General features: G+C 64.6%; 20 protein-coding genes. 18 read left to right on the top strand and 2 right to left on the bottom strand.

Annotated features, from left to right (window positions below):
- The first annotated feature begins 689 nt into the window (after positions 1-689).
- From L0976_RS15480 to L0976_RS15430, 11 genes are all read left to right on the top strand, one after another.
- The gene (locus L0976_RS15480) at positions 690-1,370 is read left to right on the top strand and encodes a GntR family transcriptional regulator (protein WP_234188190.1); all 681 of its coding nucleotides are present in this window, start codon (positions 690-692) and stop codon (positions 1,368-1,370) included.
- Complete coding sequence (locus tag L0976_RS15475) at positions 1,367-2,359, top strand: proline racemase family protein (RefSeq protein ID WP_234188189.1); 993 nt, start codon at positions 1,367-1,369, stop codon at positions 2,357-2,359. The genes L0976_RS15480 and L0976_RS15475 overlap by 4 nt, the downstream gene beginning before the upstream one ends.
- Before the next feature lie 45 nt (positions 2,360-2,404).
- Positions 2,405-3,244 (top strand): transporter substrate-binding domain-containing protein, encoded by an 840-nt coding sequence (locus L0976_RS15470; RefSeq protein ID WP_234188188.1) that lies wholly within the window; start codon positions 2,405-2,407, stop codon positions 3,242-3,244.
- A 92-nt stretch (positions 3,245-3,336) separates the two neighbouring features.
- Positions 3,337-3,993: an amino acid ABC transporter permease gene (locus L0976_RS15465; protein WP_234188187.1), complete on the top strand. Its 657-nt coding sequence runs from the start codon at positions 3,337-3,339 to the stop codon at positions 3,991-3,993.
- Entirely contained in the window at positions 3,990-4,802 is an 813-nt protein-coding gene (locus tag L0976_RS15460; protein WP_203317778.1) for an amino acid ABC transporter ATP-binding protein, read from the top strand. The genes L0976_RS15465 and L0976_RS15460 overlap by 4 nt, the downstream gene beginning before the upstream one ends.
- A 105-nt stretch (positions 4,803-4,907) precedes the next feature.
- The gene (locus L0976_RS15455) at positions 4,908-6,386 is read left to right on the top strand and encodes an aldehyde dehydrogenase (RefSeq protein ID WP_234188186.1); all 1,479 of its coding nucleotides are present in this window, start codon (positions 4,908-4,910) and stop codon (positions 6,384-6,386) included.
- 11 nt (positions 6,387-6,397) lie between these two features.
- Entirely contained in the window at positions 6,398-8,089 is a 1,692-nt protein-coding gene (locus L0976_RS15450; RefSeq protein ID WP_234188185.1) for a GMC family oxidoreductase, read from the top strand.
- 23 nt (positions 8,090-8,112) lie between these two features.
- The gene (locus L0976_RS15445; protein WP_234188184.1) at positions 8,113-8,895 is read left to right on the top strand and encodes an HpcH/HpaI aldolase/citrate lyase family protein; all 783 of its coding nucleotides are present in this window, start codon (positions 8,113-8,115) and stop codon (positions 8,893-8,895) included.
- Positions 8,896-8,919: 24 nt separating this feature from the next.
- Complete coding sequence (locus tag L0976_RS15440) at positions 8,920-10,179, top strand: FAD-binding oxidoreductase (RefSeq protein WP_234188183.1); 1,260 nt, start codon at positions 8,920-8,922, stop codon at positions 10,177-10,179.
- Between the two features lie 47 nt (positions 10,180-10,226).
- Positions 10,227-11,660, top strand: a complete 1,434-nt coding sequence (locus tag L0976_RS15435) for an NAD-dependent succinate-semialdehyde dehydrogenase (protein ID WP_234188182.1) — start codon at positions 10,227-10,229, stop codon at positions 11,658-11,660.
- Between the two features lie 52 nt (positions 11,661-11,712).
- A complete protein-coding gene (locus tag L0976_RS15430; RefSeq protein WP_370643689.1) occupies positions 11,713-13,098 on the top strand; it encodes an NAD(P)-dependent oxidoreductase in 1,386 nt (461 codons plus the stop codon).
- A gap of 304 nt (positions 13,099-13,402) precedes the next feature.
- On the opposite strand, the gene L0976_RS15425 is transcribed toward L0976_RS15430, so the two are convergent.
- Both L0976_RS15425 and L0976_RS15420 read right to left on the bottom strand, forming a co-directional pair.
- A complete protein-coding gene (locus L0976_RS15425) occupies positions 13,403-14,317 on the bottom strand; it encodes a transporter (RefSeq protein ID WP_234188181.1) in 915 nt (304 codons plus the stop codon).
- Between the two features lie 338 nt (positions 14,318-14,655).
- Positions 14,656-15,600, bottom strand: a complete 945-nt coding sequence (locus tag L0976_RS15420; RefSeq protein ID WP_203317786.1) for a helix-turn-helix domain-containing protein — start codon at positions 15,598-15,600, stop codon at positions 14,656-14,658.
- A 373-nt stretch (positions 15,601-15,973) separates the two neighbouring features.
- Here L0976_RS15420 and L0976_RS15415 point away from each other — a divergent pair, with 373 nt between their 5' ends.
- The 7 genes from L0976_RS15415 (at position 15,974) to L0976_RS15385 (ending at position 22,314) form a co-directional block, all read left to right on the top strand.
- Positions 15,974-16,402 carry a cupin domain-containing protein gene (locus tag L0976_RS15415; protein ID WP_234188180.1) on the top strand — a complete coding sequence of 143 codons (429 nt, stop codon included), beginning with the start codon at positions 15,974-15,976 and terminating at the stop codon, positions 16,400-16,402.
- A 44-nt stretch (positions 16,403-16,446) separates the two neighbouring features.
- Positions 16,447-16,866 (top strand): nuclear transport factor 2 family protein, encoded by a 420-nt coding sequence (locus L0976_RS15410; protein WP_234188179.1) that lies wholly within the window; start codon positions 16,447-16,449, stop codon positions 16,864-16,866.
- On the top strand, positions 16,863-18,053 hold the full coding sequence (locus L0976_RS15405) for an acyl-CoA dehydrogenase family protein (protein WP_234188178.1): 1,191 nt from the start codon (positions 16,863-16,865) through the stop codon (positions 18,051-18,053). Before L0976_RS15410 ends, L0976_RS15405 begins: the two co-directional genes overlap by 4 nt.
- 11 nt (positions 18,054-18,064) lie before the next feature.
- Complete coding sequence (locus L0976_RS15400) at positions 18,065-19,528, top strand: carboxylesterase family protein (protein ID WP_234188177.1); 1,464 nt, start codon at positions 18,065-18,067, stop codon at positions 19,526-19,528.
- A gap of 64 nt (positions 19,529-19,592) precedes the next feature.
- The gene (locus L0976_RS15395) at positions 19,593-20,162 is read left to right on the top strand and encodes a flavin reductase family protein (RefSeq protein WP_203317791.1); all 570 of its coding nucleotides are present in this window, start codon (positions 19,593-19,595) and stop codon (positions 20,160-20,162) included.
- A gap of 104 nt (positions 20,163-20,266) precedes the next feature.
- On the top strand, positions 20,267-21,391 hold the full coding sequence (locus tag L0976_RS15390) for a cupin domain-containing protein (RefSeq protein WP_234188176.1): 1,125 nt from the start codon (positions 20,267-20,269) through the stop codon (positions 21,389-21,391).
- Positions 21,392-21,402: 11 nt separating this feature from the next.
- Positions 21,403-22,314, top strand: coding sequence for a fumarylacetoacetate hydrolase family protein (locus L0976_RS15385; RefSeq protein ID WP_234188175.1), 912 nt, complete (start codon positions 21,403-21,405; stop codon positions 22,312-22,314).
- The last annotated feature ends 166 nt before the right edge of the window (positions 22,315-22,480 follow it).

The raw sequence follows: 22,480 nt of genomic DNA, 5'->3' as shown, positions 1-22,480 counted from the left end.
TCTCGCGACCGTGCCGTCACCTCTACCGAGGATCATCGGAAGCGTTTGCCGGCCGGGCTTGTAGGACCGGTAAAGGCAGACCACCTAAGCCCTTAGGCAAGCAAGGTCGGAATCGGGGATTCCTTTCGCGGAATTTCCCGGCTCTGTGATGCGCGGCGGCATGATCGTCACTACGAGCAGGTATCGATATGTCCGGCCGCACTTTCATGCATAAGGGGACTTCGGCATGTCCAGCAGAAGTCAAGCGACGGAATAAGGTAACGAGCGCAGCAGACAAGGCGTTTGCGGACGGTTCGCGCCTCGTCTGCCCCTGCTTTCCGGCCTGCGCCGATCGCCGGAGAAGCTAGCACTCGCCGGCTTGGCGACGGCGGCAAGCCTCGGCGCGGCGGGAACGCTCGTCGAATGAGCGCTGCCTCCGCAATGGAACCCGGGGTGAGGATTAGGTCGGATTCTCGCGTGCTTTCGCCAGATGGCTCACGCGCTGAAGTAGTGTGCGATCGTCGCGCTAAGTCGGTGTCCGGATCAAATCGGTGGCCCACTGCATAAGAAGTTTTCATCCTATTGGCGTTCACTGTTCGATTATGCCGCAATCCCTTGCGGCTATTGATTGGCGGGAATCGATAGCCCTGTGGGCAAACCGAAAAGGAGCTTGCATTGTATACAGAGTACAGTATGGTAAGTACATGGATATGAGCTACTCATATAAGCTTTCGGCGGGAATCGCGGACAACCTCGTTGCCGTGCTTGAGAATGCGATTGTCTTTCTGGAGCTCGCGCCAAGCGAACGTCTGACCGAGGAAGACGTGGCGGAGCGCTACGGCGTCAGCCGTTCTCCGGTGCGCGATGCGTTGCGTGCGCTGGAGCGCGACGGCCTCGTGTTGCGCGAGGCGCGCAAGGGCATATGGGTCACACCCATGTCGCTGCGGGATTTCGACGAGATCTACCGCTGCCGCATCGCCTTGGAGGCCATTGCGGCCGAGCAGGCGGCGCGCTCGGCCAATGCCGCCCTCAAGGAGCAGCTCTGGCAGGTGCTTGATGGGATGAAGAAGGCGCGGGAGGCTGGCGATGCCCGGCTCTTCTTCACGCATGACGTGCGCGGCTCCGAACTGATCTACGAGATCGCCGACAACACCACGCTGCGCCGGCTGCTCAAGGGCCTGGAAAAGCAGGCATTGCGCTATCGCTATCACCTCTACCAGCGTGATCGGAGTGTCGTGGATCTCTCCTTCGACGATACGGCGCGGGTTTTCCAGGCGATCGTGGACGGCGATGCCGAGCGTTCCTACGCGCTGGAGCACGACCTGATCGAGAAGATCTGGCGCGAGACACGCGATGCCATCCGTGCCGAGTTCGGAGAGGGTCGCAAATGATCGGCGTCGAGGCGGCTTTTCCCTATATCGACACCCATACGGCCGGGCATCCGACTCGCGCCGTCCTGGGAGGGATTCCGCCGCTTCGAGGGCGTAGCGTTCTCGAAAAGCGCGAGGAATTCGAGCGCCGCTTCGATCATCTCCGTCCCGCTCTCCTGCACGAGCCCCGCGGCCATGCAGCCATGGTGGGGCTCATTCCGGTTTCCTCCGAAGTGGCGGATTTCGGTGCGATCTTCATCTCGTCTTACGTCTATCTCGGCATGTGCGGCCACGGCACCATCGGCTTTGCCAAGACGCTGGCCTTCACGGGCGCGATTTCGCCGGCAACCGGCGACCGGTTCACGCTAGAAACACCGGCCGGCGTGGTCGATGTCCGGCTGGAATGGGACGGGGAGGGCCGTCTCGGTGCAGTCTCCTTGAAGAACGTACCCGCCTATATGGGCATCGAAGGTCTGGAGGTGGAGGTTCCGGGGCTCGGTACGATCCGCACCGACATCCTCTATTCCGGCATGTGGTATGCGATGGTGGATGCCGACCCGCTGGGGTTGGCGCTCACGCCCGAAAACGCCTCGGCCGGCCTCGCGCTCGGCTGGAGGATCAAGGAAGCCATTGCGAAGGCGACGGACGGGCGGCCTGAGATGCGCGGCCTTCCTGCCCCCTCGGTCCTGTTCCACAGCGATCTCGGCAGGGGTCACTCGCGCCAGTTCCTGGTGCTCGCACCCAACAAATACGACCGTTCGCCCTGCGGCACCGGCACCTGCGCCCGAATGGCGCAGCTGCTGATCCGCGGTGAACTGTCGGAGACCGATGCCTATCGCGCCGAGAATATTTTCGGCGTGTCCTTTACCGCGGAACTCGCCGAGAAGAGCGAGACCTGCGGCACGACGGGTTATGCCGTCATCGTCCGGGGAGAGGCTCATGTCGCCTCCCAGGGCACACTATACCTCGAAAAGGGTGATCCGCTTTCCGGGGGGTTCCTGAGCCGGTGAAACGCGCCGCGCTCGATCGTTGAAAGAAAATCAGGGAGAGTTGAAATGTCATTTTTCGGAAACATCCTCCGGGCCTGCGCCCTGGGGGCGGCGGTAGCTATTGCCGCATGGAACCCGGCGACCGCCCAGGAAAATCCCTCGGCGGTGATCGATGAAATCCGCGCCAGCGGCGAACTGAAGATCCCGGTCATGGTGGGCGAGGAGCCCGGCTACATCAAGGACCCGGCCACCGGGACCTGGAGCGGCTTCTACGTCGACTTCCTGACCGACGTCGCGAACGAACTCGGCGTCAAGGTCACGCCGGTCGAAACCACCTGGGGCAACCTTGCCGCCGACTTCCAGGCCAACAAGATCGACGTCGCCATCGGCGTGAACCCGAACCCGAAGCGCGGCCTCGTGGTCGACTATCTCTGGGAGCCGATCTTCACCGATGCCTGGGGTGTCTTCTCGCCCAAGGGCAAGCCGGTCGCCACCTGGGCGGAGCTGAACACGCCTGAGAAGACCGTCGTCGTCCAGAAGGGCTCGACCATGCAGATCGTCGCCGAGGCGCTCCTGCCCAAGGCGAAGATCACCGTGGTCGAGGACCGCAACCTCGCGATCATGGAACTGCAGGCCGGTCGTGCCGATGCCATGATCCAGTCGATCTTCGACGTTCTCCAGATCTCCAAGCAGGTCAATGGCGAGGTTTCCGTGCCCGAGCCCATGCTGCGCAATCCGGCCACGCTCGCCGTCGCCCGCAAGCCGGGCAATGCGGGCTTCATCAACTTCCTGACCAACTGGATCCAGCAGCAGCGTTCGCTGGGTCTTGCGCAGGGACGTCTTGCCAAGTCCTGGGAAGACCGGGGCATCGATCTGTCGATCCTGCCCGGCAACTTCAGCTTCTGATCCGCCAAGGGACCTGCCGAGGCCTCATTCGGCAGGTCCTCATAACTAGCGCGCCCGTGCGGTGCCGGTCGAACCAGCCTGGAGTCACGCATTTGTTCGATATTTCCGTCATTCAGCAGAACTGGCCGTTGTTCTGGAACGGGCTGCTGGTCACGCTGTTCTATTCGGCGATCTCCATCGCCGCAGGTCTCGTGATCGGATTGATCGTCGGGTTGATCCAGCTTACCGGTTCAAGGGCCCTGTCCGCCCTCGGGCGGGTCTATGTCGAGATTTTCCGCAATATCCCGCTTCTGGTGATCCTGCTGTGGATCTACTACGCCTTCCCCATTTTCGCGGGCCTGGCCGTGACCAAGTTCTGGGCCGGCTTTGCGGGCCTCAGCCTCTATGCCGGCGCCTTCTATGCCGAAATCCTTCGGGCCGGCGTCCAGTCGATCGACAAGGGCCAGACCGATGCCTCCACCGCGCTCGGCATGACCTACGGCCAGCGCATGCGCCGCGTGATCCTGCCGCAGGCCTTCCGCCGCATGATCCCGCCGCTTGCCGGGCAGTCCATCATCCAGATCAAGAATACCACCCTCATGTCCATGATCACCGTGCCCGACCTGCTCTACCAGGCAAGCTATGTCAGCTCCTTCACCTACCGGCCGATGGAAGTCTACACCATGGTCGGCGTCATGTTCCTCGTCCTGCTCGTGCCGCTGACATTCCTGTCGCGCAAGCTGGAGACCATTTCGGAGCGCGTCAAATGAGCAAGTCCGATCCGCTTCTGAAAATCGAGGGGCTGCGGCTGAAATTCGGCCAGCGCGAGGTACTGAGGGGCGTCGACCTTTCGGTGGAGAAGGGTGAGGTCGTGGTGCTGATCGGCGCTTCCGGCTCCGGCAAGACCTCGCTGCTGCGCTGCATCAACCTGCTCAACATGCCGTCCGCCGGCCGCATCACGATCGGCGGCGAGGCGATCTACGATGCCGACCCGGCCGGCCGCGACGGCAATGGCGTGCCGGCCAAGACCGTCAACCGGATCCGCTCGCAGACCGGCATGGTGTTCCAGCAGTTCAATCTCTTCCCGCATATGACCGCCCTTGAAAACGTCATGGAGGGGCCGGTCACGGTGAAGGGGGCGAACGTCGAGGCGACCCGCAAGGAGGCACTCGACCTTCTGGCGCAGATGGGCCTGCAGGAACATGTCGGCAAGCATCCGCGCCAGCTCTCGGGCGGTCAGCAGCAGCGTGTCGCCATTGCGCGTGCCTGCGCCATGCACCCGCAGGTCATGCTCTTCGACGAGCCGACCTCCGCGCTCGATCCGGAGCTTGTCGGCGAGGTGATGAAGGCCATGGTCGATCTCGCCCGCACCGGCATGACCATGGTCATCGTGACCCACGAGCTCGGCTTCGCCTTCGAGATCGCCGACCGGGTGATCTTCCTCGACCTCGGCACCATCGCCGAGGACGGGCCGCCGAAGGACGTGCTGCTGCGCCCGACCCATCCCCGGCTGAAGAGCTTCGTCGGCCGTTTCCACGAGACCGCCGACCTCTTGCGCCCCTTCCTCGAAGGCGGCTGATCCGGAACGACCGGCGCATTGCCGAACCGCATCCAGAGCGCCGGCCCCTTGGGGCCGGACGGTTTCCTGCGTCCCGTCGCGGGCAAGATATGAAGGTAGAATAGCATGTCCCTCAGCTTCAATCCCGATACCGTCACCATCCCCTCGGGCCACCATATCGGCGGACGTTTCGTCGAGTTGCCCGGGGAGGAGATCACCGTGCTGCGTCCTTCCGACGAGCAGCCGATGCGTCCCGTCACCGATGGCGGCAAGGAGGCGGTCGACATGGCCGTTGCCGCTGCGAGATCGGCGCTCGCCGCCTCCGGCTGGGCGCGGATGAACCCACGCGACCGGGCGAAGGTCCTGTTCCGCTTCGCCGAGAAGATTGAGGAGAAGGCCGGGTATCTCGGCCGGCTGGAAGCCATGGGCTCGAGCCGGCTGGTGGCGGGCACGATCACCGGCGACGCCATCCGCACCGCCGGCGTCGTGCGCTATTTCGCCGAATATTGCGACAAGCTGGAGGGCATCGTCACCGCGACCAAGGCGGACACGCTGAGCTATACGCGCCGGGAACCCTACGGCGTCTGCGGTGCGATCGTGCCGTGGAACTTCCCGATGATCACCGCCGCGTGGAAATTCGCCCCGGCGCTCGCGGCCGGCAACGCGGTCGTGATGAAGACGTCGGAGCTGACGCCGCACAGCCTGCTGGCGCTCGCCGAATGTGCTGCGGAAGCGGGACTGCCGGGTGGTCTCCTCAACGTGCTGAACGGCTGGGGGCACACCACGGGCGCGGCCATCGTCGCCCATCCCGACATCGGCATCGTCTCCTTCACGGGTTCCACGAAAACCGGCGCGGCGGTCATGACGCTCGCTGCGCAGTCCGGCATCAAGCCCGTCGTTCTGGAGCTCGGCGGCAAGAGCCCGCAGATCGTCACCCGCAATCCGGGCGACATGGATGCCGTGGCAACGCGTGTCGCGAACGCCTTCATGGTCAATGCCGGCCAGGTCTGTACGCTCGCCTCGCGGCTGATCGTCGACCGCTCGGTCGCGGACGAACTGGTCGACCGTGTCCTTGCGAGGACGAAGGAGATCAATGCCGGCCCCACCTGGGACGAGGCCACCACCTTCGCCCCGGTGATTTCCGCCCGGCAGTTCGAGCGGATCGACACGCTCGTGCAGGAGACGGTGAAGCAGGGCGCCGAGGTGCTGACCGGCGCGTCGCGTCTCGAAGGTCCCAACCAGGGCAACTTCTATGCCCCGACGGTGCTGGCCAACGTCTCGCGCGCCAATATCGGCTTCACGGAGGAGTATTTCGGTCCGGTCATGTCGGTGGCGACCTATGACGAGATCGAGGAGGCCATCGCCGAGGCGCAGCACCCGATCTACGGCCTTGCCGCCTCCGTACACACGCAGGACCTGAAGCTGGCCATGAAGGTCGCCGACTCCGTCGAGGCCGGCATGGTCTGGGTCAACCAGCACGGGCGCGATCCCGAATTCACCTATGCCGCCGGCGGCTGGAAGGGCTCGGGTTTCGGCAAGGACATGGGCCGCGCCGGCATCGAGGAATTCACCCGGCAGAAGGCCGTGTGGATCAACTATCTCTGAGGACTTCCCAAATGATCTACGATTACGTCATCGTGGGGGGCGGCTCGGCCGGCGCGACGCTTGCGGGCCGCCTGTCCGAGAACCCTGCCAAGCAGGTGGCGCTGCTGGAAGCAGGTCCCGACACCCCGCCTGACAATGTGCCGGATGTGATTTCCGACAGTTATCCGGGCCTTTCCTATTTCGATCCGGCCTTCCACTGGACGAAGCTCAGGGTCTTTGCCCGAAACCCCCGTTCCAATTCCGAGGTCGTGCCCCCGACCCGCCTGGAGCAGGCGAGGGTGATGGGCGGCGGATCGTCGATCAACGGCCAGTTCGCCGTGCGCGGGCTTCCCGCCGACTACGACGAATGGGAAGCGATGGGCGTTGCCGGCTGGAACTGGGAGGGAATGCTGCCCTATTTCCGCAAGCTGGAGCGCGATCTCGATTTCGACGGCCCGCTGCACGGCAGGGAAGGCCCGATGCCGATCCGCCGCGTCTTCCCCGAGGACTGGGCGGGCTTTACCAAGTCGGTACTCGCCGTCACCGAGAAGGACGACCCTTACAGCGAGGACTACAACGCCTCCTTCGACGACGGTTCCTTCCCGCTCCCTTTGGCCAACGAGAACGACCGTCGTGTCTCGACCGCGATCGGCTATCTCACCCGCAAGGTGCGGGGCCGCAAGAACCTGCATATCTTCGCCCACACGCAGGTCGAAGGGCTGGAGATCGAGGGCAGGCGCGTCACCGGCGTCAATGCCCGTACCGCAGACCGGCCGCCGGAACTCTGGCGAGCGCGCGAGGTCATCCTGTCCTCCGGCGCGCTGCATACGCCGCCGATCCTGCTGCGCGCCGGCATCGGCCCGGCCGCGGACCTTCGCGCGCTCGGCATTCCGGTCGTCGCGGACCTGCCCGGTGTCGGCGCCAATCTGATGGATCACCCGCATCTTTCCGTGGGCGCGCATTTCAAGCGTTCCGCGCGGCTCAAGCCCGGCCAGCGCCGCCACATCTTCCTCGGCGTGCGCTATTCCTCCGGCTACGACGGCTGTTCGCCGTCCGACATGCTGCTGATGCCGGTCAACCGCGCCGGCTGGCATCCGCTCGGCAAGGCGATGGGCGCGCTGAACGTCTGCGTGAACAAGTCCTATTCCCGTGGAAGCGTGACGTTGAAGACGGCTGACTGGCGCGACGAGCCGGTGGTCAATCTCAACCTCGGTGGCGATGAGCGCGACCTGATGCGCCTCGTCGACGGTTTCGAGAGGATATACCGCATCATGGAGGATCCGCGCGTGCAGGCGCATGTGAATACGTGGTTCCTCGCCGGCTATACCGAGGAAGCGCGCTCGCTTTCCGTCCGCAAGCTGTCGAACTACGTCAAGACCGGGACCGCGGCGCTGCTCTTCGATTATGCGCCCTTCTTCCGCGAGACGCTCCTGCGCCACAAGTTCGGCACCACGGAGCGGATGCACCAGATGATGCAGAACCGCGACCTGATCGTCGACTGGGCGAAGAAGGCGGTCTGGTCGGGCTGGCATGTCTCCTGCAGTTGCCGGATGGGCGGCGACGACGATCCGATGGCCGTGCTCGATAACCAGTGCCGGGTGCGCGGTGTCGAAGGCCTGCGCGTGGTCGACGCGTCCGCCATGCCCTCCGTCATCGCGGCCAACACCAATATCACCACGATCGCGATGGCCGAGAAGGCCGCCGATCTCATCCTGAATTCCTGAACCAGATATAAGAGGAGCCCGAAATGCGTGAGAACAAGGTCAAGACCCTTTGGTCCAAAGGCGAATGCGCCGTCACTGGCTGGCTGGCGATCCCCTCCGGCCTTTCCGCCGAGATGATGGCGCAGCAGGATTTCGACGCTGTCACGGTCGATATGCAGCATGGTTGCGCGGACTATTCCGACATGCTGTCGATGCTGCAGGCGATTTCCACCACCGACAAGACGCCCTTCGTGCGCGTGCCGTGGAACGATCCGGCGATCATCGGCCGCGTGCTGGATGCCGGCGCCTTCGGCGTGATCGTGCCGATGGTCAACACCGCCGCGGAATGCCGCGCCTTCGTCGAGGCCTGCCGCTACTATCCCGAGGGCGGCCGTTCCGTCGGACCGATCCGCGCGGGCCTCTACGGCGGTGCGGACTATTTCGCCAATGCCAACAAGACGGTCATCACCATGGCGATGATCGAGCATAAGGACGGCGTCGCCAATCTGGACGAGATCCTCGCCACGCCGGGCCTCGATGCGATCTTCGTCGGCCCGTCGGACCTTGCCGTGTCCATGGGACACACGCCCGGCTTCGATCCGAAGTGGGACGACGTCAACGAAGCGATCGCGCTGATCGCCGACCGTTGCATCAAGGCCGGCGTCGTTCCGGGCATCCATGTCGGCTCGGTCGAGTACGGGCAGAAGATGCGCGACCTCGGCTACAAGTTCATCGCCTATCTCTCGGATTTCCGCATGCTGCAGATCGCCTATGCACGCGCGCTGCCGGCCTTCCGCGCTGGCAAGCCGGCGCCGGACGCGCCCTGAGGCTGGCAGGAAGGGAGCGGGAAGATGACCCAGTCGCGTCGCAGCGAAAAAGTGATCGTCATCGGCGCGGGCATCATCGGTGTCTGTGCGGCCAACGCGCTTGCTGACGAAGGCTTCGCGGTCGAGGTTGTCGACCCGCTCGATCCCGGCAGTCCGGGACAATGCTCCTATGGCAATGCGGGAGGGCTTTCACCGGGCTCCTGCATTCCCAATGCCATGCCCGGCATCGCAGCCCAGGTGCCGGGCATGCTGCTCGATCCGGAGGGGCCGATCGGGCTGCGTCTCCTCGATCTTCCCCACGCCCTGCCGTGGCTCCTCCGCTTCCTCGCCAATTCCCGTCTCTCGCGCGTGAAGCGCATATCGGACGGGATGATCGCGCTGAACCGGCTCACGCTCGCCTGCTATGAGCCGCTGGTGAAGGAGGCGGGTTGCGAGGATCTGATCCTTCACCGCGGCCAGCTTTTCGCCTACGAGAACCCGAAAGGCCCGGAAGGCAGCGCGCTCTCCATCGCCATGCGGCGCGAGCGCGGCGTCAGGGTCGAGATTCTCGATGCCCGCCAGATGCGAGAGCTGGAGCCGGCCATCTCGCCGGCCTATCGCGCCGGCGTCTTCCTGCCGGAGCAGGGCCAGTGCCCCAATCCGGGCCGGCTCGTTTCCGCCATCGCGCGGCTTGCGTCGGGCAAGGGCGCTGTCTTCACCCGCCAAAGCGCAAGGGCGCTCGTGCTGGAGAGGGGCAGGGTGGCGGGCGTCGCGACCGAGGCCGGCGTGATCCCGGCCGACAAGGTGGTGATCGCCGCCGGTGCGTTTTCCGCGCCCTTCGCTCGGCAGGTCGGCGTGCGCGTTCCGCTGATCAGCGAGCGCGGCTATCACATCATGCTGCCCAACGCGGACACGGGACTGAAGGTCAACGTCAACGCCGCCGAGCGCAAGTTCGTCGCCGCGCCGATGGAGGGGGGACTGCGTCTTTCCGGCACGGTGGAATTCGCCCGGCCGGAGGCTGCGCCGAACTGGCGGCGGGCGGATATCCTGCTCAGCCAGGCACGCCACATGTTCCCCGGAGCCGACCTCGGCGGCATGGAGCGCTGGATGGGCAACCGTCCCGGCACGCCGGACAGCATCCCGGTCATCGAGGTTACCCCGCGCCACGACAACGTCATCCTCGCTTTCGGCCACGGCCATCAGGGCCTGATGGGCGGATCGGTGACGGGCCGCCTGGTGGCGGAGCTTGCCGCCGGTCGGCCGACCTCCATCGACATATCGCATTTCCGCTCGTCCCGGTTCTGATCGGGCCCGCGCGGCAACACGGCCATGCGCCGGACAAGGAGAAACCGATGTATGAAGAAACAATCGACCTGCTGATCGACGGCGTTTTCCGCAAGGGCAGCGAGGGCAAGGGCCAGCCGCTCGTAAATCCCGCGACCGGCGAGGAGATCGCCACGGTGCCGCATGCGTCGGCCGCCGACCTCGACGCGGCGCTCGCCGCTGCCGATCGCGCATTCGGCCCCTGGAAGGCGCTGCCGGCGGTCAATCGCTACAAGATCATGATGAAGGCCGCCGACCTGATCGACGAGCGGCTGGAGACCATCGCCCGGATCCTCACCATGGAGAACGGCAAGCCGCTCGCCGAGGCCAGGGGCGAGGTCGCCTTCTCGGCGGAAGCGACGCGCTGGTATGCCGAGGAAGGCAAGCGCGCCTATGGGCGCATCGTACCGGGCCGCGTTCCGGGCCAGCGCCAGATGGTCTACAAGGAGCCGGTGGGCGTGGTCGCGGCTTTCGCGGCCTGGAACTTCCCGGCCTCCAACGTGATCCGCAAGATATCCGGCGCGCTCGCCGCCGGCTGCTCGATCATCCTCAAGACCGCCGAGGAAACCCCCGGCACGGCCGTGGCCTTCGCCCGCTGCTTCCAGGACGCCGGCCTGCCGAAGGGCGTGCTGAATCTCGTCTTCGGCGTGCCGGACGAGGTCTCGCTCCATCTTCTCGCTTCGCCGATCCCCAGGAAGGTGTCCCTTACCGGTTCCACTGCCGTGGGCAAGCTCCTGCAGAAGCGGGCCGCCGACACGCTGAAGCGCACGACGATGGAACTCGGCGGCCATGCCCCGGTGCTGGTCTTTGCGGATGCCGACGTGGACCACGCGGTGGCGACGCTTGCCGCCGCCAAGTTCCGCAATGCCGGGCAGGTCTGCACCTCGCCCACCCGCTTCTTCGTGCATGAGAGCATCGCGGGTGCCTTTGCCGCCGGCATGGCCGCGAAGGCCGCCGCGCTGAAGCTCGGCAACGGGCTCGATCCCGAAACACAGATGGGACCGATGATCGCCCCGCGCCGCTGCGACGCCATCCAGTCGCTGGTCGACGATGCCGTCGGCAAGGGGGCCGAACTGCTTGCCGGAGGCCAGCGTCTGGACCGGCCGGGCAATTTCTATGCGCCGACCGTGCTTTCCAACGTGCCGGAAAGCGCCCGGATCATGTCCGAGGAACCCTTCGGTCCCGTCGCCTCCATCGTGCCGTTCTCGACCTTCGATGAGGTCATCGCCCGGGCGAACGCTCTGCCCTACGGCCTTGCCTCCTTTGTCTTCACGAAGGATGGCGCGACCGCGCGCGATGCGGAAATGGCGCTGGAAGCCGGTCTCGTGGGCGTGAACCACACGATGATCTCGACCCCCGAGACACCGTTCGGCGGCGTCAACGAATCCGGCTTCGGTTCCGAGAGCGGTATCGAGGGGCTGGAAGCCTTCCAGCGCACCAAGTTCGTCTCCGAACTGTTCTGAAATATCCCGACGAAACGGTGGGACGCCCGACCGTTTCGCGGCAGGAGGAAAGATGACCGACAGGACCACGCCCAGGATATTGATCGCCGATCTGGTGGGCCTTGCCATCGGCCCGGACGGGTTTCCGGACCACTCCGCCGTCAAGGCGCATGTCGAGTCCCGGGGCGGCGTTTTCCATGAAGGCTCGGCGCGTGCCATGCCGGCTCCTGAATCCGGGAGGCCACACTTCTATTATCAGCCCATGCTCTCCACCGAGGCCGAGCTTCTGGCCGAGGCGGGAGACGGTCTCTACGATGCCGTCATTGCGGCGGCGACGTTCCTGCCGAAGGGCACGCGCTTCGATCTCGGCGGCGTTCGGATCGGCACCGGAACCGGCAATATGGGGTCCGCGAGCTGGGGCGGCGGCGATGGCCGGGGCGGCATCGCCCCGCTGATGAACACGCCCGGCATCAATGCACGCGCCACCGCGCAGATGGTGATGAAGGCGCTGCTCAGGGTGCGCCCCGACCTGCCGGTTGACGAAATGAACGCGCTGGTGGCTGCGGGCCGTTTCGACACCGGGACCGATCTGGTCCGCTTTCCGACCGCCAAGCTGGAGGGCCGGACCTTCGCGGTGATCGGCTACGGCAATATCGGCCGGGAAGTGGCGAAGCTCGCCCGGGCTTTCGGGATGACGGTGCGCATCTTCGCCCGCCCGCACCATAGGGCGTGGATCGAGAGCGAGGGCTTCATCCATGCGGCCAGCCTCCTTGAAGCCGCGGCCGACGCGGACGTGCTTTCCGTCCATGTCGGCCTCGGGCCGCTCGGACCGGAAGGCCACGCCAATGCCGGGCTGATCGGCGCGGAGGTGCTGTCGGCGCTCGCCGAGGAGGCCGTGCTCATCAACTATGATCGCGGCGAGCTGGTCGATGTCCCGGCTCTCGCCGCCGCCCTTTCCTCAGGGCGGGTCTCCCACGCAGCCATAGATGCCGATCTCTTTCGGGACCCGTCGAGCGGCGCGCTGTCCGGCCCTATGGCTCCGTATCTGTCCATAGTCCCGGAGCATGGCGCCAGGCTGTCGCTGCTGCCCCACGCCGCCGCGGATACGGATCACCCGACCCGCGTGGTGGGAGCGATACAGGCGATCGACCAGATTCTCGACGCCATCGAGCGGCGCGTCGTCCGCAATCTGAAGGGCGACCTGCCCGAAGGCTACACCGACGCCGGAGCCGGCACACCAGCCGGACTTGGCGGCATGACCGCGGGCGATCTGGAGGAACTGCGTTGCGACGAGGCCCGAATGGAAGCGCTGCGCACCGCCGCTCAGGGCCTTCTCGCAGCGCTCGACAGATTGGCGAATGAAGGTGCACGGACAGCGGGTGGCGATCTGCTGCTCCAAAGCAATATCCTCGCCACGCTGCTGCGTGCGCAGTCCCTGGAAGGACCCTTTCAAGGTTGATCAGAGTCGGTTCAGGAACTGAAAGCCGTCCAGTCCCGCTGACAGGAATGCCGTGGGAGCAGGCGACGATAGCCGCAGCGCCGCCTTTGGCCGACGCTGCGGATGGCATTTCTCCTTCACGGCCCGGTTCACGGTATCCTCTCAAACCGAGGCCATTCCGGGAGGGCACGTCAAGTGAATCGCAGGTCACGGCAGACCGGAATCCCGATCTGGTCAGATGCGACACGCTTCAGCCGTGACACGGGAAGATATCTGCCATTGACCGGGATGGAAAAGCGGCCCCGGCCAGGGGCCGCTTGAAGGGTCAATTTCCGAACGGAACGGTGAAGTTCAACCAGAGCCGATTGCCGCCGAGAGTGTTCCGGTGGATCACGTCCCTGGTATAGATGAGGTTCGCCTGCACCGGCCCGAACTGCCGCGTCACACCTAGGCCGAGCCCGAGCTGCTCAGCCTTGCCGGCGATGGTTCCGCCGAAGGCGAGACCTTTGTTGTCGTCGTTCGTGACCTGCTTGCGGTAGTATCCAACAGGGCCGATGCTCCAACCGTCGAAGTCCTTCATTGCCGTCATGTGCAACTGGATTTCGTCGCCCGATCGATAGTCGTTGTCCTCGTTGCGCGTGTTCGTGAAGTAGATCGCATTGAGCGAAAGGTTCCATCCGTCGCGAAGGTGGCTGAAGCCCAGACTCGGTGCGAAGGTCCAGAAATTGCCCTGCGTGTTGACCGGCTTCGTCGCATCCCAGCTCCCGGTCGGGGCGAAGACGCTGAAACCCGTGCTGACGAAGGTTCCCGGCGCGACCTGCCAGGAGAGATCGAACGGATGGACCTCGATCTGGCCGAGGGAGAGCCGATCTGCCGTTCCCGTTCCGAAGGGCGGCGAGAGCGTCTGATCCAGGTCGAGTACCGGGACGGTCACGAACGCCTTGTATTGCCCGCCCCAGAGATTGAGTTCGGGCGCCCAGAGAAACTGCAGGGCGGTGTCCTTCACCGTGACGTCAGCGCCCAGCCGGTTGCCGTCCCCGTCGTAGAGGCTGAGGTCGGCATATCCGCTGCGGCTGCTGAAATACAGCCCAGGCGGCGGCGATGCACCGACGGGCACCCCCATGCTCGCGCCCGGGGGCATCGAGGTCGGGACGCCGGGCTCGCGCGCCGCGACGGGTGTGGATAGGGCGACCATACCGCTCAGAAGTGACGCGCGAAGGGTTTTGGACAGCGTTCTCATTTTTCCTCCCCTGGACGAGAACTGCACCCGCCCTGTTCGACCCGTCGGGTCGGGAGGGCGGGCAACGATCACGGCAGTAGAGCGGGAGGGTTCAATATTGTCCTGCAACTATGTGCACGACAGATGCCAGTTTTGTGCCCATTCAAGGTGTCGGTGGATGAATCCTGCACCCGTTCCTTCACCATTCAACATCTGTCTTCCATGCGTTTCCGCCCGGACAGCCAACAGCAGGAGGCTGAGGCGTCGCGGAGGGCGAAACCCGCAAGCGGGGGCAGCGGCTCAGCCATTCGGAATTCCCGGATGGAAGCCTGCTCGCCCGCCAATAGCGAGGCGCAGTTCTAGGGACAGTTCTCGGTTCTGACCTGACTTGGGCTCCTGCCGTATTTCTTGCCGAACCGCTGGCTGAAATAGCCCGAGTCGTTAAATCCATTGCTGAAGGCAATGTCCTGCACGGTACGATGTCGATGGTTGGGGTTTTTCAATGCCTGATAAGCCCGGTCCAGGCGCTCGTTTTCAATCCACTTGTGCAGCGTGGTTCCTGTCGAGCCAAATATCCTGTGAATGTACCTGACCGAAATACCGGCTTTCTCGGCAATCTGCGAAACCGACATGTCGGGATCCGCGAGATTCTCCAGGACGATCATGCGGATGCGTCTGAGTATCTGGTCGTTCGACCTGGTCGTCTGGGCCTTGGCGCCGTCTTCGCTTTCCGCCTCCGAAATCAGATCCAGCATCGCGGAAGCAAGGGAATGCCCGATTTCGGGGAAGCTGTCGGCCTTTTCACTTTGAAGGGCGCGCACGATCCGTGAAACGAGACCGCTCGTGCCGCTTTCACCGTTGAAGATACGCCCGCAAACGGTGTCGGTCAGCATGCCCCGACGCAAGAACTCTTCTTTCGGAAAGCGCAGTACAATTCGCTGAACCGGGCTATCCACCTCGATAGAATAGGGAAGTGCGCTATCGAAGATAGAGTAGTCTCCGGGCTTCAGGCGCATGTCCCGTCCCAGGTGACGAACGGTGCCTATGCCCGCAACTTGCAGGGCGAGAAAGTAGTCATTCCCCTTGTCGCGCTCGATGTTGGACAAGCCGCGTTCGATGATGACTGGATCGCTGTCTATGAATGAGCACTCGACCAGGCCGATCCGTGCGATCTGGATCTTGGCGTTGAAAGGCCTGCTGTCCAGGCGATGCGCCGTGAGATCGGCAATCCTGCGGATTGCCTTGCTGAAGATGCCGAACTGAGCGGACGGAGCAACGTGCTCCGTGGATAGAATAGTGATCATGGCACAGCGCTTCACCTCCCGCTCGAAAGCGTAAACGAGGCCCTGCCGCCTTGCAAGGCCACCGCTTCCATGGCCAGCAGAGTGCACAAAGTTCAGAGCGTTTTGTGCACCAACATGCAGGACTCGCCATGCGCGATTTGCTTATATCGGGCCGTTAACCGAGTGCAGAAGGCACCGAAAAACGTCGGGGGAAGAAGACATGACGAGTGGGGCCAGGACTTAGGCAAACGGATTCTTGCAAGGCTCAAGTTGCGCCGTGCTTGCCGGTGAAAAGCATCGCTCGGCATGTCGAGCGGGGTTCGCCCATGCGCTTCATGATCTGAGCAGCGCACGTCAGCAAAATGAAACACGACATCAAACAGGGAGGATACTCATGGACGTCAGTTTGGGTGCGGTAACGGTCGAAGAGGGCTTCAAGGCTCAGAAGTGGGATATCCTGGGGCAGATCTACACCCCGCTGCACGTCACGCAGACCTCCTTCGCCATCCATGCGGTCTTTCCTGCCGGAACCTTCGTTCCGCGCCATATCCATGACACGCAGGACGAGTTCTTCCACATGCTGGAAGGAACGATGGTTTTCGAACTCGACGGCAAGGAGATCACGGCCGGCCCGGGTACCCATCTGACGATGCCCATGGGCGTTCCTCACGCCATCTACAATCGTTCCGACAGAGATGTGACCGCGCTGGTCGTCGTCTCCCCGACCCGTCGCTTCTACGAATACATGCAGAAGATCGACGGCATGACCGACCGGGACGAGATGGCCCGTCTGGCTGCGGTGCATGAGGTTCCCTTCGTCTGAAGGGCTGCCGCGTCGCAATCGACCGAAATCAACGGGAGGAACCAATGAGCGTCAAGGACGCAATCGAAGGCTTCTGGGCCGCCCATAAAGCGGGCGACCATGAAGCGCTCAAAAAGGTCCTGGACCAGGATTTCACCTGGACGGTGGTCGGCCGGACGTGCCCCATCGCCAAGACCTATCACGGCTGGGCTGGATTCCTGGGGGAACTTCTGGGTGGTCTCGCGACCGCGTTCAGGCCGGGCAGCCTGAACATGAAACTGCTGGGCAGCTATGCGGACGAGGCGCAAGGGGTCGGCATCCTGCACCTTTTCGAGACCGCGACGACGCAGGGCGGCGTCGATGTCGAGCACGAGATCGTCGACATCTTCAAGGTGCGCGACGGCAAGATCGTCGAAGTGCGTGAAATCATGGATCTGGCCGAGGTTAACAATGCCTTCGGCTTCGGCAACGGGGAACAAGAATGAACATCCTGGACAAGACTCTGGCGACCGATGAGCTGGTCGCGCGCATCCACGGCATCGGGCCGCTGCTGCGCGAGAACGCCGCCAAGGCGGACCGCGAACGGCGCGTCCCCGATGAATGCGTCGAGGCGCTGACCTCGATCGGAGCGCTGAAGATCAACACGCCCAAGCGCTTCGGGGGCCATGAGGGCGGAGCGCGGATGCTGCTGGAGGCGGCCAGCACCATCGGTTACTACTGCACGAATGCCGCGTGGATCAGCGTCATCTCGAACGTCTCGGTGATGTTGCCGCTGCGCTTTCCCGAAGCGGTGATCGAGCGGCTGTGGGCCGGTGGCGGGCCGCTTCGGATGGCCTCGGTAATCGTCACCCCCGGCAGCATCGCCGTGCGCGAAGGGGATGGCTATCGCGTCAGCGGTGAATGGCCCTTTGCGTCGAACATTTTCCATGCGAATTGGGCGCTCGGCGTGGTCTCGATCAAAGAGACGCCCGACGCAGAGCCTGAGCTCGGTTACGCCATCCTGCACAAGGACCAGTACACGATCAAGGATACCTGGTACACGATCGGGATGCGCGGCACCGGCAGCAACACATTCGTTGCCAAGGACCAGTTCGTTCCGGCCGATCAGGTGGTGCGGGCGGGCGTGATGCTGGGTCCGGACTTGGAAGCTTCGGCCGAAGCCTCGTTTCTGCAAAGGCTTGCGCCGGTTTCGATGTTCCCGACGGTGATCGTCTCCGGTCCTCTGGGAGCGGCGCGTGCGGCGCTCGACCTGACCATCGAGGCTGCGTCCAGACGGCCGGTGACCTATTCGAAATACGCCCCCCAGAACACGTCGGGCGCTTTCGCCCAGGGGATCGGCGCGGCCAGCGCCAAGATCGACACCGCAGCGATGTTCCTGCGCCGCGCCTGCGACACCATTGACGTCGCCGCGCGCGGGATCGTGCCGATGTCGCGCGATGCGCGCGCGGGCATCCGCAATGACATCGCCCATGCCACCAAGAACCTGTCCGAGGCGATGGACGACATTGCCTGGCTGCATGGCACCGCGACCTTCGCGGACGCCAACCCGATCGGCCGGCTGTACCGGGACGTCCAGACCGGGGTGCGCCACGCCATGGCCGCCGCGCCGCTCGGCTACGAGATCGGCGGGGCTGCGTTGCTCGGTGTCGAGCCGCCGACGCCGCTGGTCTAAGGAGACGTAACATGTCGGATTCCGTCGGAACGCGCATTGCGCGAACGGGAGAGGCTGTGCCGTCCGTTGCCCAGGGGAACCCGCTCGTTCGCGGGCCGTGGGTGGGCGAATTGCGCGACGCAGTCGCCTGCTATTACGGAATCCGCTACGCGCGGCTGTCGGATGCGAAGCGTCCGCGTTCGAAGGCGACCGCCGCATCGGGGCAACTCGATGTGGCGGGCCTGACGGACGTGCCGGTCTTCCGGCAGCTTCCCAGCCGGCTGGAAATCGTCACGGGTCCCGCCGGCCGTATCAATCCCCAGGACGATGAGGCCTTCTACCTCAATGTGTGGGCGCCGGAGGGAGCCGAAGGCCTCCCGGTACTGGTCTTCGTCCATGGCGGGGCCTGGGCGAGCGGCGGCGGTGCGATGCGCTGGTATCGCGGCGAACGGCTGGCCTGCGAAGGAATTGTCGTTGTCACCGTGAACTACCGGCTTGGCCCGGCAGGTCACCTCGCTCCTGACGATGATGCCGACCAGGACCACCGGCCATTCGGAGATCTTTTGCAGGCCCTGCGATGGGTCGGGCAGAACGTCGCGGAGCTTGGGGGCGATCCGGATCGGGTGACGCTCGGCGGGCAGTCGGCGGGTGCCTGGTATGCCTGGGCTCTTGCCAGCCTGCCGGAGGCCAGAGGTCTGTTCCGCCAAGCGGCAATTCTCAGCATCCCGCAAATCAAGCCGTGGACGCCTGACCATCGCGTGGCCTTCACGAACCGGGTTGAGGCAATCCGGCGCGAATCCGGAGCCGCGCCGGGGAGTGAGAGCCTGCTGCGTGCGGCCGCGCAGGTGTTGAGCGAAACGCCGCGTATCGCCGGCGCCATGCCGCCGATGTACCTCCCCATGCTGTCGGGGGAAGCGGCCGGCATTCTGGAAAGTGCGACCAGCGCGGCTGAGCACCTGCATGCCGACGCGCTCTACGTCCGCATCACCCGGCATGAAATGTCGGTATTCCTGCCGCCGCTGGAGCCTGGATCGGCGGCGGGCGACATGCTCATGGAAGCGTTGCGGGCGCGTTGCCGAAGGGAGGCCGTTCCGCACCATCCGGCTCCCCGGCACTGGGATTCTCGCTATGCCGAGGCCGTTGAACTGTCGTCTTGGCTGGAGTTCGGCCGCTTCGCCAACGAGATAGCGACGCAGGCCCGCAAGCGCGGTCGGCCCGTCATCTCGCGCGAGTTCGATGTGGAGGCCGGGCAGCCCGGTTTCGGCGCGGTCCACTGTATCGACCTGCCGTTCCAGTTCGGCAACCGGGCGGACTGGGATGACGCGCCGATGCTGGCGGGATGGCAAGGCGGAGCTTTCGAAGAGATCAGCCGCGAATTGCGCGGCGATCTCGCGGATTTCGTCCGTGGGCGGCACGACAGTTCGCATCGTGTCTTCTCGGCAGCGAGGCATGTCACGCACCCGACAGACGGGAACGACGAAACATGCGCTCGATGATCGTCGCACGAGCAAGCCGGGACTTGGCAGTCCGGATTTCGAAACCAGCCAACGGGAGAGGCACATGTCCTATTGCTCTACCATAGCCGCGCCGCCGTCCTCGAACGAGCAGGTCTGGGGCAACATCGATCTGCAGTCGCGTACCCTGCGCAACCTTTTCGGCAGCTATCCGACGGGTGTGGCGATCGTCACCACGCGCGCCCCCGACGGGAGGCCGGTGGGGCTGACCATCAGTTCCTTTGCGTCGCTGTCGCTCGAGCCGCCGCTTGTACTGTGGAGTCTCGGCGTCCAATCCTCGAACCTCGATGTGTTCCGTGATTGCGAGCACTTCACGATCAACGTCCTGGACCGGCGTGATGAGGAATTGGCGCGTCAGTTCTCGAACTCGCGGATCCAGGACAAGTTCGCCGGCGTCGATATCGACGAAACGCCCGAGGGTGTTCCGGCCATCGCGAGCGCCCTGACGATACTTGTTTGCGCGCATGACGACAGCCGCATCGTCGGAGATCACCTCCTGATGATCGGGCGGGTGGTGCGTACGGCAAGCCGACCGGGCGAGCCGCTCGTCTTCCACGCCGGCCGCTTCACGACCCTGCCCGCCGTGGAAGGGACGGGTTCCTCCGGCCGCCAGTGAGCGGCGCCCCGGCAGGCGAAGCCAGCTTCGACGCAACCAGACCGTCCCGAGGTTCACCACCGACCGGGAACCCGCAGGACGCCCAACAGAAGATGGAGATACCGATGTCCAGACCCAGAGAGAACTACCGCGAAGACGTGGCCGGCCGCGCCAACGTCGAGGATACCCCAGAGCTCCTCGCCTATTACGATGAGCTGGAAAAGCTCGAAGCCGGCGCGCTCTGGACCGTCGCCAACAAGATCGAGCCATGGGAGCCCAAGTCCGACTCGGTTCCGGTCCTGTGGCGCTACAAGGACATGCGCGAGCTCGTGCTGCGCTCCGTCAGCATGGTGACGCCCGAGAAGGCGGGTCGAAGGGTGGTTTACCTGAACAACCCGGGCCGGCGCGAATACTCCGCCGCCGTGGGCTGGCTCTTCTCGGGCCTTCAGGTCATGCATCCGGGCGAGCGGGCCTCGGCCCACGCCCATTCGGCCTCGGCGCTGCGCTTCATCATGGAAGGGGCAGGGGCCTACACCATCGTCAACGGCCGCAAGCTGACGCTGGGCGCCAACGACTTCGTGATCACCCCCAACGGCTGCTGGCATGAGCATGGCGTGGTCGAGGACGGCAAGCCCTGCATCTGGCAGGACGGGCTGGATATCCCGCTGACCAATGCGCTGGAGACCAATTTCTATGCGGTGCACAAGGACCTGACCCAGGTCGTGACTCATCCGGTCAACCACTCGGTCGCCGCCTGGGGCAATGCTGGCCTGCGGCCCTATGGCGAGGAGTGGAACAATCCCTATTCGCCGCTGCTGAAGTTCGAGTGGGGCCCGACCTATGAGGCGCTGGTGAAGTACAGCAAGGTCACCGACGGCTCGCCCTATGACGGGATCCTGATGAACTACGTCAACCCGCTGACCGGCGGCCCGGTGATGCAGACCACCGGCGCGGCGATGCAGCTTCTGCGGCCCGGCGAGCACACCAGGGCCCATCGCCACACCGGATGCGCGGTCTATCAGGTGTCGAAGGGCAAGGGCTATTCGATCATCAACGGCAAGCGCTTCGACTGGCAGGAGCGTGACATCTTCTGCGTCCCGGCCTGGGCGTGGCACGAGCACGGCAACGCCTCGAACAGTGAGGACGCGTGCCTGTTCAACTTCAACGACTCGCCGACGATCAATGCCCTCGGCCTCTATCGCGAGCAGGCGTTCGGCGAGAACGACGGCCATCAGCCGATCCTGACCTGAGGTAGATCGTCATGCGTCTTGTCACTTATCGCAGCAATACCGAGGCGGAAGCCCGTCTCGGTGTCCTCGACGGCGATCTGGTCGTCGATGCCCAACGCCTGGGCGCGCAGGCGGGTTTTCCCCTGCCGTCCCGGATGCTCGACCTGATCGACCTGGGGCCGGCCGCACTGGCCGTGCTGGGGACGGCGCTGGCCGACACGCGCGGCCGTTGGCAGGCCGGCGTCGCGGTGCCGGCCGGAAACGTGAAGCTGCTCGCCCCGATCCCGCGGCCGCGGAAGAACATCTTCGGCATAGGCCTGAACTATGTCGAGCATGTCGCCGAATCCGCGCGCACGCTCGATACCTCGAAGGAGTTGCCGAAGCAGCCGGTGATCTTCTCGAAGCCGCCGACGACGGTCGTCGGCCCGGGCGACGCCATCGAGCACAACGCCAGGATCACCCGGCAACTGGACTGGGAGGTCGAGCTGGCGGTGATCATCGGCCGCACCGCGCGCCGCGTCACCGAGGCGGACGCGCTGTCCTGCGTCTTTGGCTACAGCGTGATGATCGACATGAGCGCGCGCGACTGCCGCCGGGCGAGCCAGTGGATCTTCTCCAAGGGGCAGGACACGTATGCGCCCTTCGGCCCCTGCATCGTCACCGCCGACGAGATCGCCGATCCCCACAGCCTCGACCTGTGGCTGACGGTCAACGGTGAGGTGAAGCAGAAGTCGAACACCCGTCACATGCTGTTCAAGGTTCCTGCGCTGATCGCCGACATCAGTGCCGGCATCACGCTGGAGCCCGGCGACATCATCGCCACCGGGACGCCGGACGGTGTGGGGGCGGGGCGCGATCCGCAGGAATGGGTCTGGCCCGGAGACGTGATCGAAGCTGGTGTCGACGGTATCGGCAGGCTCCGTCACTCGGTGGTCGCTGTCTAGGGATCGCAACCGGGGCGCAGGCCGCAGGCGCGGCCTGCGCCGTCTTCTCGGCAACCCAGAAAGGAAGAGGTCGATGTGCTGGTTTGGTTCCGTCTCTCGGGACATGCGGCTTCTGGACGAGAGCACTTGCCATGAAGCCGTTCCCGAGCCCCAGGTGAAGCATTCC

Source organism: Shinella sp. NM-101 (assembly GCF_021401195.1).
Lineage (GTDB): Bacteria > Pseudomonadota > Alphaproteobacteria > Rhizobiales > Rhizobiaceae > Shinella.
Note: the sequence above shows the minus strand (reverse complement) of the source record. Positions and strands in the feature narration are given on the sequence as shown.